Here is a 15,452-nt window from a genome sequence, read left to right on the forward strand (position 1 = left end):
CCCCCCCCGCTAGCCGTTCCCGCAGGTCCGTACCGCGGCGGCGCGCGCGTAGTAGTCGGCGGCGTCGGCGGTGAAGCCGTCCTGTTCCGCGAGGCGGCCCGCGCGGTTGAAGTGGTGCCACGCCTCGCCGTTGCGGTCCAGGGTGGCCAGCGCCCTCCCGCAGATGTCCAGGAGCATCGCGCGGCGCGCGACGACCTGGTCCTCCGGGGCGAGGTCGAGCGCGTGCCGCGCGAGGGTGAGCGCCTTCGCCGGTCGCTCGTTCAGCAGGTGGTACCGGGCCAGGTAGTAGGTCGTGAGCATCTCGGTCTGCGGGCTGCCGGCCCTGCGGGCGAGCTGCGCGGCCCGCTCGTAGCCGAGGCCGGCCAGGTTCGTGTCGCCGAGCGCCTCCCGGGCCTGGGCCAGGTTGGCGGTGGCGATCGCCTCACCCTCGGTGTCGTCGGCGCGCCGGGCCAGGTCGGGTGCGCGCAGCAGGTGCGGCAGGGCCTCCTCGTACCGGCCGTTCTGCCCGAGGACCCAGCCGAGCAGGCTCCTGACGCGGGATTCCGCGTCGGCCTCGGCCAGTTCGACGGCGGAGCCGAGGGCGTGGCCGAGCGGAGCCTCCCAGTCGGCTCCGGGCTGCTGGACGACCAGGGGCCACAGCAGCAGGGCGAGTCGCCACGCCCGGTGGTGGTGCCGGCCGGCGGCGGCCGCCGCGGTGGCGGCGACGAGGTTGCGCCGTTCCCTGGCATACCAGGCCATGGCCTCCTCCCGGTCGGCGAAGACGGGCGTCGACACCGGCGTCCGGAAGTCCTCCGGGAGCCGGCAGCAGGGTTGGCTGCCCGCCACCGCCGCGCTCGCGGCGGCCAGGGCGGCGTACAGGTAGTGGTCGAGGAGCGGAAGGAGGCGGTCGCCCCCGGGGGCGGGGCCGAGCGAGCGGGCGAACAGCCGGATGAGTCCGTGCAGGGCGTAGCGGTCGTGCCCCCGTTCCTCCACCAGGTTGGCGGCGACGAGGCGTTCCAGCACGGCGCGGCTGCCGGCCGGGCTGTCGTCCGCCAGCGCGGCGACCGCCGCCACGTCGATGTCGGGGCCGAAGTGGTGGGCCAGCAGCCGCAGGACGGCGACCGCGTCGGGCGGGAGGTGGTCCACGCTGACGCGCAGGACGGAGGCGAAGTCGATGCCGTCCACCGCGAGGAACGAGATCCGCCGCTGCCCGTCGCGGAGTTCCTCGACCGCGTCGCCGAGCGAGCGCTCGGGCCGCACCGCCAGCCGGGCCGCCGCCAGTCGCAGGGCCAGCGGCAGCCCGTCGCACAGCCGCACCAGGCGCCCGGCCGCGTCCGGCTCCGCTCCGACCCGGTCCGGGCCGAGGATGCGGGCGAACAGTGCCTCGCCCTCCCCCGGCCCGAGCCGGTCCAGCAGCAGCGGGCGGGCGCAGTCGCCGGCGACCAGGCTCTCCAGCCGGTTGCGGCTGGTGACGACGGTGGCGCAGCCGTGGGCGCCGGGGAGCAGCGGGCGGACCTGGTCGTAACTCAGCGCGTCGTCGAGGATGACCAGGAGGCGGCGGTTCCGGAGCAGCGAGCGGTAGAGCGCCTCGGCTGCGGCGGTGTTCTGCGGGATGTCGTCGGGCTGGATGCCGAGCGCGCCGAGGAAGTCCCGGATGACGAAGGCGGGGTCGGCGATCGGGGCGGTGTCGACGAAGCCGCCGAGCCGGGCGAAGAGCACGCCGTCCGGGAAGTCCGCCGCGGCCTGTTGGGCCCAGTGGGCCACCAGCGCGCTCTTTCCGATCCCGGCCGGCCCGGTGACCAGACAGATGGGCGAGTCGTGTGCGGTGTGCCGCACGGCCGCGTCGAGGGCGGCGAGTTCGCGCTTGCGCCCGGTGAAGCCGGCCGGTCGGCGGGGCAGCAGGAGCGGTCGCCGCAGGTCGTTCGCGCCCGGCTGGCCCGCGCCGCGGTATGCGTCGGCCTGACGGTGCGCGTCAGCTCGGCGGTGCGCGTCCGCCTGGCGGCGGGCGGCCTCCTGCCGGTCCGCGGCCTCCTGTCCGTGGGGGTTCCCGGGCCGGTGCGTGTCCTCCCGTCGGCGTGCGGCGCGTGGCGGGCCGAGGATCCGGTCGTAGGCCTCGACCATCGCGGGGCCAGGGTCGACGCCCAGTTCGTCACCGAGCAGTCGGGCCGTCCGGTGGTAGAGCTCGATGGCCTCGGCCTGCCGGTTCGTCGACAGCAGGGCGTCGAGCAGGAACGCCACCAGGGACTCGCGCAGCGGATGCCGGTCCGCCGGGCCGCGCAGCACCGCGACGGCCTCTTCGGCGCGCCGGCCGGCGGTCAGCGCCTGGCCGAGCTCCTCCACCGCGCCGAGCCTCGCCTCCTCCAGTTCCGCTGCCGCGGCGACGACCGGGGGTGTGCCGCAGAGTCCGGCGAGCGCCGGGCCGCGCCAGAGCGCGAGGGCCTTGCGCAGCGCCGGGATCCCGGCCGGTGCGCCGTCGCCGGTGCGCGCTTCGGCGACGGCGGCGCGGAACCGCTCGCCGTCGATGTGGTCGGACGGTACCTGGAGGAGGTAGCCGTCACAGGCGGTGGCGATGGTGACCGGGCCCACGGGGTGCAGCAGCCGGCGGAGTTGGGAGACGTGCCCCTGGATCACGGTCTTGGCGTGTCTGGGCGGCTGCTCGCCCCACAGGGCGTCGGTAAGGCGGTCGTTGGTGACCAGCGCGTCGTTGGCGAGGAGCAGCATCGCCAGCAAGGTCCGGCGTTTCGGTGGCCCGATCTCGACGAACTGCCCGTTGCACCGGACTTCCACTGGTCCGAGCAGCCGGAATTCCAACAAGGGTCCCTCCCCACTGCCGATCACCTGCGCAATGGGTAAGGCTACCCTTGTCAGTGGACACTCACGAGCACACCCCCAGCTGCGGAGGAGCGGTCAGGGGTGCACGCGAGAACGGCGCCAACGGTCCGCTGCCCGCCCACTCAGGTGGTGTCGACCCTGACCGTAACCCGCCCTCGGCGGGCGGGCACATCACCGGACGTAGTAGGCGCGGTTGTGGGCGGCGACCGGCGGGGATTGGTAGGTCCAGACCCCGGCGGCCGGGGCGTCGGCGATCAGGTGGGCGAGGTCGCGGGCGGACTCCTCCGCGGGGTTGCCGAGGTCGAGCCGGACGCGGTCGGCGGTGCGGTCGTCCAGGGCGTAGTAGCGGTAGGGGTGGTAGACGTTGAGCGGGCCGGCGAGCAGCTTGCCCTCGTCGTCGGTGCCGTAGCCGGTGATCGGGGTGTTGTTGACGGATTCGGCGGTGAGGCCGATCAGGTTCACGTCGAGGGCGAGGAGTTGCTCGTCGTGGCGGCGCAGCCCGTCCGCCCCGAGGGTGGCCCGGCGACAGGAGACGGACCAGCGCTCACGCACGGCGGGGGCGTTGAGCGAGGGCAGCGCGGTCTCGAACCAGCCGGGGTGCTTGGGCTCGGCGTACAGGCGGCGCCCGGCGTCGATGGCGAGCGGGTTGTCGCACAGGACGTGCAGGCGGGCGATGCCGAGCAGCTTGGTCTGGTCGTAACCCCGGGCGTACTGGCCGTAGTTGAGGACCGGCAGGCGGTCCCCGGCGAACATCGGGTGGGCGACCAGGTTGATCTCCAGCTCCTCGGTGATGCCACCGCCGTTCGGGTACTGGGCGAAGTACAGCTGGTAGTTGAGGGACACGCAGGCCCCGCCGTCGAACACGGCGGCGGTCAGGCCGGGGTGGCGCTTGCCGAGCAGCTCGCGCGCCCGCTCGGGCTGGACCAGGTAGTCGACGCCGATGTTGTGCAGCGCGCCGTAGTGGAAGGGCAGGTGGTACGGCTCCGGTACGGGCGGGAGCGGCAGGCCGGTCATGGTGTCTCCGGAAAGGCGGGCGAACGGGTGGCAAGCGAAGGAGCGACGCACGAAGGGGTGCCGGGCGAAGGGGCGCCGGGCGAAGGGGTGCCGGGCGAAGGGAGCACGGGCGAGCGAGGCGGGTCGGGGGTCGGCAGCCTGGTGCCGACGGACACCGGGCGGTGCAGGTCCAGCAGGTCCTGGTGGATCCGGTCGGCGCTGCGCAGGGCCAGGGCGGCCATGGTGAGCGAGGGGTTGGAGGTGCCGAGCGAGGGCATCGAGCCGCACCCGACGGCGTACAGGTTGGGGTGGTCCCAGCAGCGCTGCCAGTGGTCGACGACGGAGGTGGCGGGCGAGTCGCCCATGACGTGGGTGCCGCCGGCGTGGCCCGCGCCCCGGTAGCCGTAGGCGGTTCCCAGGTGTTCGAGGCGGCCCGGCCACTGCGGACCGGCCGGGTAGGCGGTGTGGTCCTCGGCGCCGAGCAGGGCGAACAGCTGGTCGGAGACGGCCCGGGCCGAGACCATGCCCGCGCGGACGTACTCGTCGAGGTCGTAGCGGACGGCCGGGCCGGGGAGGCCGAGCGGATCGCGCCGGTCCGGGTCGAGGGTGACCCGGTTGGCCGGGTCGGCGGGCTGCTCCAGTTCGAACTGGAGCGAGAACTGACGGCCGAGCCGGTCGCCGAGGCGTGCCCGCAGCTCCTTGCCGCGCAACCCGGCGGCCAGCAGTGCGGCCGTCTCCGCCTCGGGGGAGCCACCGGCCCAGGACCAGCCCCAGTTTCCGATCTCGATCCGGAACGGGGCCCGGCGGGCACGGGCCGGGCCGAAGCGGAAGGCCTCCAGGCCGCTGGTGGAGCCGGGCCCCCGGTAGGGGCCGACCTGGCCGGGCATGAGCCCCCAGGTGAGCAGCGCCGGGTGGTCCATCAGGTTGCGGCCCACCTGGTCGCTGCGGTTGGCCAGGCCGGACAGGAGCAGCAGCCTGGCGTTCTCGACGGCGTGCGCGGCGAGGACGACCAGGTCCGCGTCCACCCGGTGGGCCGCGCCGCCGGCCAGGTACTCCACCCCGGTGGCGCGCCCGGTCACCGGGTCGGCGAGCACCCTGGCCACCACGGCCCCGGTGCGCAGTTCGACGCAGGGCGCCCAGCGGGCCTGGGTGCGCAGCGGCGTGTACTTGGCACCGGTCGGGCAGACCGGGACGCAGCTGGCGCTGCCCGCGCAGGGCTGGCCGAAGCTGTCGCCGGGCCGGGTGGGCAGGCCGTTGCGGGCGTGCGGGGTGCCGGTGACGGCGAGCCGGGCGGGGCCGGGCATGGCGGGGTCGCGGACGGTCCGGCCGTCGAGGGCGTGGGCGAGCCGGCGGTCGAGGTGGCTGGCCGGGATGGCCCGCATGGGGAAGGCGTAGTCGTCCGGGATCGGCAGTCCGACGGCGCGGCGCTGCTCCCCGGCGTCGGCGGCGACGCCGAGTTCGTGTTCGGCTGCGCGGTAGTACGGCTCCAGGTCGTGGTAGCCGATCGGCCAGTTGCGGCCGCGGCCGAGGTCGCCGGTGCGGAAGTCCTCCGGGTGCATGCGCGGGGTGAGGCCGGTCCAGAGCAGTCCGGTGCCGCCGTTGGCACGCAGGTAGCCGCTGGCGTAGGGCAGCGGGCCGTCCTGCCGGAGGTGTCCGGTGGCGGTGAAGCCACCGCCGGGGAGCCCGGTGAGGTCGGTGACGTCGAGGGACGGGGCGTCGGGGTCGTGCGGGTAGGGCGAGGTGGGCGGGCCGCCGCCGGCCGCGCGGAAGGCGGCGGCGGTCTCGGGCCCGGAGGGCGCGGCCCGGCCGGCTTCGAGGACGAGGACCCGCCGGCCCTGCGCGCCGAGGCGGTGGGCGACCAGCGTTCCGGCGAAGCCTGCGCCGACCACGACGACGTCCCAACGGGCGGTCACCGTTCCTCAACCCCTCGGGGGGCCTCGGCCCAGCTGCCGTGGCCGGGGGCGGCGGCGCCGGGCGGGTCGGCGCGGAAGGTCCGCCAGGCCAGGCCCTGGTCGTAGGCGCGGGCGGAGCTGGGCGTCTCGCCCGGCCAGGCGCCGACGTACCAGAGGTGGACCAGGGCGTGGTCGTCGCGGACCCGGTGGGCCAGGGTGGTGCGGTGGTGTTCGTGCGCCATGCCGGTGGCGCGCAGCTCGGGCTCGTCGAAGCCGGTCAGTTCGGCGCACACGCGCAGGAACTCGTCGAAGTCGGCGAGGTCGTCGGGCGCCCCGAACTCGGCGAGGCAGTCAACGGCAGGATGGTCGTCTGGCACGGACAAGCGGGCACCCCCACGGTCGTCGACGGTGGCCAAGACATGACAGACCGTGGGGTGGGTGAAGTCGGCGGCCCGTCACGGTCTGCCAGCGCGATCCTGCCGCCCGCCGTCGCCACCGGGAACCCGTTGCCCGAATGTGCCCGGTCTTGGCCGTCTCCTGCCCGATCTGCCGCCCACCGCGTTCGGTCGGCGGCTGTTTCCGGTCGGGCTACGGGGGCTGGCGAGGGTACGGCGAGGGGTCCGGCGGGACCGGGCGGAGGTCCGGCGAGGGTCGACGAGGGTCGATGAGGGTCCGACGGAGCTCAGCCGAGGGCGCGGACGGCCGCCAGGACGTCGAGGCCCAGCTCCGGGTCCGCCTCCTCCGGCAGGCTGACGGACAGCCGGTCGACCAGGCCCGCGTACCGCCGGGTCAGCTCGCGGGCGACGTCCTCGACCGGACCGGACACCGCGAAGGTGTCGAACACCTCGTCGTCGATCAGCGCGGCCATCTCCGCCCAGCGGCCGCGCACCGAGTGGGTGTGCAGTTCCTCCTGGAGCCCCTCCCACCCGTGCTGGGCCAGCACCGGGCGGTAGGCCGGGGTGGAGGCGTAGAACGCCAGCCGCTCCCGCACCCCCGCCCGGTTGGCCGCCAGTTCCTCCTCCGTCCGGCCGGTGGCGGTCAGCACGCTGCCGGCGACCTCGAACGGCCGCGCCGTCCACGGGGCGCCCTCGGCCTCGGCCTGCGCCCGGGCCCCGGTCAGACCGGGCAGCACCTGCTCGGCCAGGTAGGCGGGCGACGAGAACGGGTGGCTGAGGAACCCGTCGGCCACCGCCCCGGCCGTACGGGTCATCAGCGGCCCCACGCCGGCCAGCAGGATCCTCGGCACCCCGGCGGGGACGGGGTCGGGCGAGAAGACCGGCGTCATCATCGTGTGGGTGTAGAACTCGCCCCGGAAGCGCAGCCGTTCGCCGGTCTGCCAGCTGTGCCAGATCGCCCGCACCGCGTGCACGTACTCGCGCATCCGCGCGGCCGGCCGGTCCCAGGGCATCCCGAAGCGCTTCTCGATGTGCGGCTTGACCTGCGAGCCCAGCCCGATGACGGCCCGTCCGCCGGAGGCCGCGTGCAGCCCCCAGGCCTGGTAGGCCAGCGTCATCGGGGTGCGGGCGAAGGCCACCGCGATGCCGGTGGCCAGCTCGATCCGCTCGGTCCGGTCGGCGGCGCGGGCCAGCTGGAGGAACGGGTCGTACGCGGTCTCGGCGACCACCAGGCGGTCCACGCCCCGGCTTTCGGCCCGCTCGGCGGCGTCGAGGATCCCCGCCGGGTGCCCGGAGGCGGTGGCGTCGAGACGGAAGGCGGGGGGTCGGTGCATGGCGGTGCTCCTGGGCGCGGGCTGCGGCGGTACCCGGGTAGCCTCCCACGCCGGCGCCCGGGCCCACCCCCGCAGCCTGCCCCTCAACGCTTGAAGAACTCCACCTCGGCCAGCGCGATGGGGATTCCGGGCCCCGTCCCGGCGGCGGCGCGGACGACCAGCGTCACCTTCACGACGTCGCTGACGCCGGTCAGCACCGTCTGCGGGCCCGGCTTGTCGTTCAGTGTCACCTTCTGCTCGTGCACCTTGCCGTCCGAGGTCGTCATCCGGAGGTCCAGGGCGGTGGGCCGTGCCTGCTGCTGGAACTGCTGCGGCTCGGTGGAGGAGCCGGTGTGGATGATCACGTCCACCAGCCGGAACGGTCGGGCGAAGGGGAAGCTGATCGAGTCCCCGACGTTCGGCGCCCCCCAGTAGGTGTTGCTCAGCCCGTCGACGGTCAGTTTCGCGGGATGGCCCTCGACCTCCGCGCTCGCCGCCGCCCCGGTGGGGGAGATCGCCGAGGCGTCGCGGAGCTTGTCCAGCACGTCCTCGTAGATGTTCCGCCCTGCCGGGTAGAACAGCACGCCCGCGACCACCAGCGCCGCCAGCACGAGCAGCGCGATCATCCGGCGCAGGGTGCTGCCGGAGCCGCCGATGCGCACGCGGCGGCGGAACGGCCAGCGGGTGCGCCACCACGGCAGGGCCGCCACGAGTTCGGTGGGGGTCAGCGGCTCCGCGCACCGCCGGCAGAACTTCCGGTCGGGCCGGTTGGGCGTGCCGCACCGGGGGCAGGGTGGGCCGACCTGGGCCTCGTCGGCCGCGGCCGGGCGGACGGTCGGGCGGGGCGCGACGGGCTTGGCGGGCTGCACCGCCACCGGGTCCGCCGCCGGCTGCCGGGCGGCCGTGGGCTGCGGCGGCACCGCGCCGGGGCGGACCGGCGGCACCTCGGAGGCGGGTGCGGGTACGGGCGCGGGTGCGGGCGCGGGCGCAGCAGCGGGCGCGGCGGCGGACGGCCTCGCCGGCTCGGCGGGCCGCGCGGCAGGCGGTTCGGCGGGCGCCGCGGACGGCCGCACGGGCGGTTCCTCGCGGGCCGCACCGGCGGGCGGAGCAGCGGGCGACGCAGCGGGCGGGTTGGCGCCAGCGGGCGGGGCGGCGGCAGAGCCGGGAGCCCCGGAGGCGGGAGCCGCCGAGGTGGCGGCAGCCGTCCCCGACCAGCCGAGGTAGGCACCGCAGTTGCCGCAGAAGTCGTCCCCGTCCTCGTTGGCCACTCCGCACTCGGGACACGTACGCATTGCTCAGCTCTCTTCCGCACCGAGTGGACCGAGTGGACCGGATGGACCAGGCGGACCGGATGGACCAGGCGGACCGGATGGACCAGGCGGGCCGGGCAGGACCTCCACCCGGCAGGTGAGGTGGACCGGGCAGGACGCCCGGACGACCGCCAGCACCTGCTCCTCGTCCACCGCCGGGGTGCGCTCGGGCCAGACCCGCACCAGCAGTTCCCCGGAGGGCGCGGGCGGCAACTCCGCGCCCGCGGTGGTGGACCAGGCCACGCCGCCGCCGTCCACGATCTGCGCGCCGACGCCGAGGATCAGCCGCAGCCGTTCCCGGAGCCCGCGCCGGGTGCCCCGCCACCGGTGCAGCTCGACCGCGCGGCCGACCACGGCCCGGCGGACCTCCTCCGGCCAGGCCGGGTCGGTCTCGACGGCGACCCAGTCCGCCAGCCACTCGACGAAGTCGGCCGGGGCCAGGCGCGGTTGGAAGTAGGCGGGCAGGTTGTCCAGGGTGGCGAAGACCGGGGCGAGGACGGTGTCCAGGCCCGCGGTGAACCGCTGGGCGAAGTCGTCCTCGGCGTAGAGCGCGGGCAGGAGTTCGCCGATCGGATGCGGGCTGGGCAGCCCGGGGACGGCCGCTCTGCTCATCGCGGACCGTCCGCCGGGAGCGCGGCGACCACGACCTGGTGCTGGTGCGAGAAGACCAGCGCGTCCGGGGCGACGTCGACCCGTTCGGCGGGCGCGCCCCGGCGCCCGGTGATCGGATCCGCCGGGAAGAGCCGCAGTTCCTCGACCGCCGTGACCCCGGCCACCTGCTGGAGCACCGCGAACACCTCCCCGTACTGCACGGCCCGGCCGAACGGCCAGCCCCTTCCGTCGGCGCCGCCGCGCAGCGGGTTGAGGTGCCGGAACAGGGCCGCGAGCGCCGCCTCCCGGACCCGGTCGCCGTCCGGGGAGCGGGTCGCGAGCCGGGCGACCACCGTCACCCCCTGGTAGTCGGGCGGTTGGACGACGAGCCGGGTGCCGACGAGCCGCCGCTCGTCCAGGGCCGTCGCGATGGCCGACAGCACCTGCTCGCCGGGGATCAGCTGCTCGAACCGCAGGCGGTCGCCCTCGTCCGCGACCGCGTCGGGGACCACCAGCACCCGCACCGCGCCCGCCTCCCCGGCGACGGCCGGCGCGCAGCGCACCCGGGCCGCCGAGGGGGCGGCCTGCCGGGCGATCAGCTCGAAGTCCCCGGCCGTGACGGCCCGTTCCTGGAGCCGCAGCAGGTGGGGGGCGCGCACCTTGGCGTTCTCCACCGTCTCGCCGTCGACCCCGCCCCTGGCCGCTTCCCGGTTGTCGACCCTGGCCACGTACGGGACGGAGCTGCGCAGCACCGTGATCGTCGCCCGGGCGACGTTCCCGGCGGTGCCGCCGCCCGTGCGGTAGCGCGGTACCCGCAGGTGCGCACCCTTGGGCGGCACCGCGCCGAAGGCGTGCAGGCCGCCGTCGGGTTCCCGGACGGCGGGCGGGAACGCGAACTCGCCCGTGGTCGCGTCGATCACCACGTGCCGGTCGGTCGGCGCCGAGTCACCGAAGTGCTCGACGGCCGTCCACCGCTCCCAGCCGTCGCCGGCCGCGACCTCGACCACCGGGGGCCCGCCGTCGAGCAGGACGGGCGGCCTGGCGAGCCGGAAGCGCTGGCCCGCGACGCCCTCCGAGGTGCCGAGCGGCGCGTCGGTCACGGTCTGGGCGTGCACGACGGTCGCGGTGCCGCCGACGGTGAACACCTCCGCCCGGCGGATCGTCGGGGACTCCGCGTAGAACGGCTGGCCCGGCTCCGGCGCGGACACCCGGCAGCGCAGCCAGCCCGCCCGGCGCCCCGCGACCACCGAGGCGACCTGCCCGGCGGGCACGAACACCACCACCTCGCCGGGCCGGTTGAGGCCGCCGGTGGTGTCGGAGCCGGTCTCGCAGGCGATCCACCGCGCGCCGTCCCACACCTCCCACGCCAGCGGGGGCTGGCGCGGGTCGACGCCGACGCCCTCGACCCGGCTGTCCAGCCGGACGACGAGGATGCAGCGCGGCACGACGGCCGGCAGCGCGAACAGCATGGCGTCCCCGACCTGGGGGCGCGGCTGGAAGCACGGCACGTCCACGCCGTCGGCCAGCCGCGCCGTGGCGTCGGTCTGCTCCCCCGCGGCGGAGACGGTGACCAGCCGGTCGAGGGAGCTGGGGACGACGGGCAGGTCCTCGGCGGTGGAGAACACCACCGCCTCCTCGGTCTCGGTCCGCAGCGTGGACACCTCGGTGCCCGCCCGCAGCAGCACCGTCTCGGGCTGCGGGGCCGACAGCCAGAAGTCGACCTCCGCGGTCGCCGCGGCCGGCGGGAAGAGCCGGACGCCCAGCAGGTCGAGGAAGGCGGAGTAGTTCTTCTCCGGCACCCGGTTCAGCCGGTAGAGCAGCTGGTCCACCATGTACGCGAAGGTCTCGATCAGGGTGACCCCGGGGTCGGACACGTTGTGGTCGGTCCACTCCGGGGCCCGCTGCTGGACGAACCGCTTGGCCTCGTCGACGAGTTGCTGGAACCGGCGGTCGTCCAGGTTCGGGGAGGGCAGCGCCATCAGCTCACTCCCCCGGTCACGGCGCCCAGGGCACCCGGGACGTCCTGGACATCCGGGGCGTCCGGCGAGCTCGGGATGGTGTAGAAGGGGAAGACCAGGTTGCGGCGGTCGTTGGTGGACCGCACGGTGTAGTGGACGTCGATGTAGAGCGTGCCGTCGTCGACGGTGTCGAAGGCGATCACGACGTCGTCCACCTCGATCCGCGGCTCCCAGCGTTCCAGCGCGGTGCGCACCTCGCGCGCGATCCGGCCCGCCGTACCGCCGTCGCTCGGCGCGAACACGTACTCGTGGATGCCGCAGCCGAACTCCGGGCGCATCGGCCGCTCCCCGGGGGCGGTGCCGAGGATCAGCCGGATGGCCTCCTCGATCTCCCGGTCCCGGTCCACCATGCCGATGCCGCCGGTGGCGTTCACCCGCAGCGGGAAGGCCCAGCCTCGCCCGATGAAGCCGCTCACGCGACGCCCCCGATCAGCACGTTGAACGCGCCGGTGACGATCTTCGCGCCGCAGGCCGTCTGGTCGCCCACCCGCGCCGCGGGCAGCCCCCCGATCAGGACCAGGCCCCCGGCCGCCGCCTTGGGGCTGGGCATGACGACGTTGCCGGGCCCGAGTTCCACGTGCGGCACGCACACGTGCAGGCTGCCGGTGACGGCGGCCGGGCGGCCGCCGATCAGTACGGTCGCCGCCGCGAGGGCGCCTGGCGGCGGGGTGGTGATGGCACCGCCGTCGCTGGTGGTGTCACCCATCCGGGCTGCGGGGGGCATCTGCGTTCTCCAATCGGGTGGTTCGAGGGGGCCGGAGGGCCGGGCCGTGCCGACGGTGGTTCAGTTGATGCGCACGAGGGCCGCCTTGAGCACCGCCAGCGCTCCGCCCTCCACGGTGACCTCGGTGCGGCCGGTGACGTTCACCGATCCCCCGCGCAGGTTCACCGCCCCGGCGCCGGCGTCGATGGTGATGCCGGTGGAGGACAGCCGCACCGAACTCGCCGCCGCCGCACCGGCCGCGCCGAAGACGGTCAGGACGATCTCGCCGCGCTGCTCGTCCAGCCGCACCTCCAGCTTCCGGTCCCCGCTGGCCAGCCGGACGCCGGACTGGCCGCCCGGCACGTCCAGCAGCTCCAGGCGGTGGCCCGAACGGGAGACCAGCGAGCGGCGGTTGACCTTCCCGCCGGCCGGGTCGACCAGCGGCACCTCGTGCGGCGAGGGCTTGTCGACGCCGTTGTAGAGGCCGCCCAGCACGTACGGGCTGTCCAGGCTGCCCTGCTCGAAGCCGACCAGCACCTCGTCGTTCACCTCGGGGCTGAACACGCCGCCGCCGCCCTGCCCGCCCCACTGGACGGTGCGCACCCAGTCGGAGACGTAGGTGTCGTCCAGCCACGGGAACTTCAGCCGCACCCAGCCGCGTTGCGCGCCCCCCGGCTCCCGGACGTCGGTGACCACGGCGATGGCCAGACCGGGCATCCGCGGCCCGCGCGGCACCGCGCCGCCCCCGGCGACGAGCCCCGCGAGGGAGCGGTCCGGCGCCGCGCTGACCACGACGGTCGTCCGGTAGCCGCGGTAGGGCTCCAGCAGGTGGCGCACCGCGGTGGCCGTGTAGCGGCCCGAGAAGGCGGCGCCGACGTTGCCCAGGGCGACCGGAACACCCGCCCGCAGTTTCGGGTTGCCCTCGACGACCGCCTCCAGCTCGCCGAACCCGGCGGCCACCGAGGCGGCGACCGACCCGGCCGCGGCCGCCGTCTCCGCCTGCGTGCGGTACGGGGTGTCGGTGACGGTCATCCGCGCCTTCCCGGCGAAGGCGGCGGCCGCCGTCGACGGGCTCATCCCGGGCCGCACCGTCTCGCTGGCCACCGACGGCTCCGTGGCGACCAGGGCCTTCTTGGTGAGGACGTTCCAGCCGCGCACCTCGACGGTGTCCGCCCCGCCGCCGCCCGTCAGCACACCGCGCAGCTCCAGCAGGTTGCGGCCGTACTCCAGGACCATCGGGTTCTGCGGAGCGGGCGTCGAGGGGGCCGGGGCCGAGGAGGCCTGCTCGGGCTTGACGAACTCCAGCAGCCCCTCGTCGTCCGCCCGCACCTGCGCGCCGCTCTCCTGCGCCAGGTACTGGAGGAACTCCCAGTCCGAGACGTTGGCCTGCGACAGCTGCTCGTGGACGACGGGGAACGCGTCGACCCGGCCGCAGCCGAGCCCGGCGCCCGCGGCGACCTGACGGACGATGTCCGCCGTCGACATGTTGCGGAACGCCTTCACCCGGCGCCCGCGCATCAGCCGGTGGGTGATGGCGGACGCCCGCACCACGGTGAACGAGCCGGTGGTGTCCACGTCCAGCTCCAGCGCCGTCACCTCGCCGGTGAACAGCCGCACCTGCGCGTTGCCCTGCACCGTCATCACGGAGACCCGCAGCCGGGTGCCGATGGTGACCCCGGTCGCGGACAGGAAGGTGTGGTCCGCGTCGCGGAACATCAGCACGGCCGTGTCGGGCAGGCCCGTGCTCTCCTCGATGTCGCAGGAGACCAGCTGGGCCGCCCAGACCGGCGGCAACGGGCCGGGCGCCTCGACGATCGGATCCGCGGCGAAGGAGCGGCCGCCGCGTGCCTCGGGAGTGGTCATGACCGCCCTCCTCGGGTGGGCTCGTCGATCCCCGGCACGATCAGTTCCACCCCGGGGACGAGCACCATCGGGTCGTCGATGTCGTTGGCCTCGGCGATGGTGCGCCACGCCGTCGCGTCGCCGTACTCGCGCCAGGCGAGCAGCGGCAGGCTGTCGCCCGCGATCACCCGGTGGGTGCTGCGCGCCTCCATCGAGCCGGAGGTCGGGTTCTGGCCCGGCGTGTCGACACTGGCCTCGTCGATGGTGAACGAGCAGGTGGCCCGCAGCGGCTTGCCGTCGACGTCGAAGAGCGAGTAGGTGACCTGAAGGCCGGTCAGCACCCCGTTGAACGACGTCGTCGACGACGTGCCCCAGTCCAGCCGTATCCACGGGCTCGCCGGCTTCTTGCGCGCCAGGCTCGCCGGAGTCGGCACACAGGCCGTCATCAGCTGCTCCACCGCCTTTTCCACGGAGTCGTCATGGGTCGCCGTCGCATCGAGGAACACCTCCATGGACAGCGAGCGGGGCCCGCTGCCGACGAACTCGGGCAGCGCGGACTCGGCGGCCATCCGGGACGGGGTACGGCGCCACTCCGAGGACTTCCGCAGCACCAGACTCGACGGGTTGAACTGGAGCGGGAGCCGCGCGATCACCCCGCCGGGCTGGGCGCCGACCGTCGCCGGCGGCTCCATGATGGCCAGTTGGGCCCGGGTGACACTCGCGGGGACCTCTGACATCCCGCACCTCCTTCCGTTCGTCGTCCGATGGGTGGCCTGCGCCGGGTGCGACGCGCCGTCACGATGACGGGCGCAGCCCGGCGTGGGCGATCTCCAGGGACTCCGTCGCCGCCTGCGAGTTCGCCGGGTCGAACGACGGGCCCTGCCAGCGGACGGGCACGATGCCGAGCACCTGCCAGCTGACGATGGGACTCAAGTCGGGCCGCAGGGCCACGATTTCACCGTTCTTGGGCTGGACCCGCCGCACGGTCTCGTCCAGCCAGCGGGCGATCTTGACGGTGTCCGCGGTGACCGCGCGGGTGAGCGTGATGTTCGACCAGGTGATCCGGCCCGGCAACTGCCAGGAGAAGCCGTTGTTGCCGCCCTCGGCGTACTGGTGGATCTCGACCTCGGCACCCAGCCCCGAGCACGTCGTGAACTCGCCCAGGTCGTTGCCGCCGATCGTGAGCTTGAAGAACACGCTCGTCGCGAAGATGTTGTCGGTCATTCCTGCCTCCGTCGCCCTGCCCACCTGCCACCTGCCACTGCCCGTCTGCCCGCCGCGCCCCGAGCGCTCAGCGACGGCCGTCGTACGGCCGCCCGGCGCGCTCCCTCCCCCTGCGCAACTCCACGCGCAGCAGCCGTCCGACGGGCTCGATCAGGCGCCGGGCCAGTTCGTCGAGGTCGGCCCCCGACGGGGACCCGGTCGACGATCCGCCGCCCGGCTGCGGGGGCGGGGCCGCGGTCGGCGGCGGGGACGAAGCGGTCTGGACGGTCACCGGGGTGCGGGCCGGTACGGCGGTCAACGGCACCCCGGACAACCCCGCCTGCTCCGCCACCCGTTGCAGCACCCGGGCCGTCTCCGTCG

The 15,452-nt window shown here is 75.1% G+C and carries 14 protein-coding genes; all 14 read right to left on the reverse strand.

Translation table 11 applies throughout. From position 1 onward, the window contains the following. Positions 1-9: 9 nt before the first annotated feature. The 14 genes from AC07AL_RS06975 to AC07AL_RS07040 all read right to left on the reverse strand — a co-directional run bounded on the left by AC07AL_RS06975 (position 10) and on the right by AC07AL_RS07040 (position 15,435). Positions 10-2,793, reverse strand: coding sequence for an AfsR/SARP family transcriptional regulator (locus AC07AL_RS06975; protein WP_478317113.1), 2,784 nt, complete (start codon positions 2,791-2,793; stop codon positions 10-12). A 189-nt stretch (positions 2,794-2,982) separates the two neighbouring features. Beyond that, the gene (locus AC07AL_RS06980) at positions 2,983-3,825 is read right to left on the reverse strand and encodes a hypothetical protein (protein WP_363629721.1); all 843 of its coding nucleotides are present in this window, start codon (positions 3,823-3,825) and stop codon (positions 2,983-2,985) included. After that, on the reverse strand, positions 3,822-5,717 hold the full coding sequence (locus AC07AL_RS06985; RefSeq protein WP_478317115.1) for a GMC family oxidoreductase: 1,896 nt from the start codon (positions 5,715-5,717) through the stop codon (positions 3,822-3,824). The genes AC07AL_RS06980 and AC07AL_RS06985 overlap by 4 nt, the downstream gene beginning before the upstream one ends. Continuing rightward, a complete protein-coding gene (locus AC07AL_RS06990; protein WP_363585548.1) occupies positions 5,714-6,073 on the reverse strand; it encodes a hypothetical protein in 360 nt (119 codons plus the stop codon). Before AC07AL_RS06990 ends, AC07AL_RS06985 begins: the two co-directional genes overlap by 4 nt. Before the next feature lie 305 nt (positions 6,074-6,378). Next, positions 6,379-7,425 carry a TIGR03617 family F420-dependent LLM class oxidoreductase gene (locus AC07AL_RS06995; protein ID WP_478317117.1) on the reverse strand — a complete coding sequence of 349 codons (1,047 nt, stop codon included), beginning with the start codon at positions 7,423-7,425 and terminating at the stop codon, positions 6,379-6,381. Between the two features lie 83 nt (positions 7,426-7,508). After that, a complete protein-coding gene (locus AC07AL_RS07000) occupies positions 7,509-8,696 on the reverse strand; it encodes an NADase-type glycan-binding domain-containing protein (RefSeq protein ID WP_478317119.1) in 1,188 nt (395 codons plus the stop codon). A 3-nt stretch (positions 8,697-8,699) separates the two neighbouring features. Then, entirely contained in the window at positions 8,700-9,326 is a 627-nt protein-coding gene (locus AC07AL_RS07005) for a phage tail protein (RefSeq protein ID WP_478317121.1), read from the reverse strand. Further along, entirely contained in the window at positions 9,323-11,284 is a 1,962-nt protein-coding gene (locus AC07AL_RS07010) for a putative baseplate assembly protein (RefSeq protein ID WP_363585552.1), read from the reverse strand. Before AC07AL_RS07010 ends, AC07AL_RS07005 begins: the two co-directional genes overlap by 4 nt. After that, on the reverse strand, positions 11,284-11,739 hold the full coding sequence (locus AC07AL_RS07015) for a GPW/gp25 family protein (protein ID WP_350881814.1): 456 nt from the start codon (positions 11,737-11,739) through the stop codon (positions 11,284-11,286). The genes AC07AL_RS07010 and AC07AL_RS07015 overlap by 1 nt, the downstream gene beginning before the upstream one ends. Continuing rightward, a complete protein-coding gene (locus AC07AL_RS07020; RefSeq protein WP_363585553.1) occupies positions 11,736-12,047 on the reverse strand; it encodes a PAAR domain-containing protein in 312 nt (103 codons plus the stop codon). Before AC07AL_RS07020 ends, AC07AL_RS07015 begins: the two co-directional genes overlap by 4 nt. A 60-nt stretch (positions 12,048-12,107) precedes the next feature. Then, positions 12,108-13,889 carry a VgrG-related protein gene (locus AC07AL_RS07025; RefSeq protein WP_400810212.1) on the reverse strand — a complete coding sequence of 594 codons (1,782 nt, stop codon included), beginning with the start codon at positions 13,887-13,889 and terminating at the stop codon, positions 12,108-12,110. After that, on the reverse strand, positions 13,886-14,605 hold the full coding sequence (locus tag AC07AL_RS07030) for a CIS tube protein (RefSeq protein ID WP_363585555.1): 720 nt from the start codon (positions 14,603-14,605) through the stop codon (positions 13,886-13,888). The genes AC07AL_RS07025 and AC07AL_RS07030 overlap by 4 nt, the downstream gene beginning before the upstream one ends. Positions 14,606-14,663: 58 nt before the next feature. After that, on the reverse strand, positions 14,664-15,092 hold the full coding sequence (locus AC07AL_RS07035) for a phage tail protein (RefSeq protein WP_363373130.1): 429 nt from the start codon (positions 15,090-15,092) through the stop codon (positions 14,664-14,666). 67 nt (positions 15,093-15,159) lie between these two features. Further along, positions 15,160-15,435 (reverse strand): hypothetical protein, encoded by a 276-nt coding sequence (locus AC07AL_RS07040; protein WP_363585556.1) that lies wholly within the window; start codon positions 15,433-15,435, stop codon positions 15,160-15,162. Between the last annotated feature and the right edge of the window lie 17 nt (positions 15,436-15,452).

The organism is Kitasatospora sp. NPDC043949 (assembly GCF_056435365.1).

Coding starts and splice junctions, on each gene's coding strand:
- AC07AL_RS07005 (WP_478317121.1), bottom strand. CDS start 9,326: ATGAGCAGAGCGGCCGTCCCCGGGCTGCCCAGCCCGCATCCGATCGGC.
- AC07AL_RS07025 (WP_400810212.1), bottom strand. CDS start 13,889: ATGACCACTCCCGAGGCACGCGGCGGCCGCTCCTTCGCCGCGGATCCG.
- AC07AL_RS06995 (WP_478317117.1), bottom strand. CDS start 7,425: ATGCACCGACCCCCCGCCTTCCGTCTCGACGCCACCGCCTCCGGGCAC.
- AC07AL_RS07000 (WP_478317119.1), bottom strand. CDS start 8,696: ATGCGTACGTGTCCCGAGTGCGGAGTGGCCAACGAGGACGGGGACGAC.
- AC07AL_RS07030 (WP_363585555.1), bottom strand. CDS start 14,605: ATGTCAGAGGTCCCCGCGAGTGTCACCCGGGCCCAACTGGCCATCATG.
- AC07AL_RS07010 (WP_363585552.1), bottom strand. CDS start 11,284: ATGGCGCTGCCCTCCCCGAACCTGGACGACCGCCGGTTCCAGCAACTC.
- AC07AL_RS07035 (WP_363373130.1), bottom strand. CDS start 15,092: ATGACCGACAACATCTTCGCGACGAGCGTGTTCTTCAAGCTCACGATC.
- AC07AL_RS07020 (WP_363585553.1), bottom strand. CDS start 12,047: ATGCCCCCCGCAGCCCGGATGGGTGACACCACCAGCGACGGCGGTGCC.
- AC07AL_RS06980 (WP_363629721.1), bottom strand. CDS start 3,825: ATGACCGGCCTGCCGCTCCCGCCCGTACCGGAGCCGTACCACCTGCCC.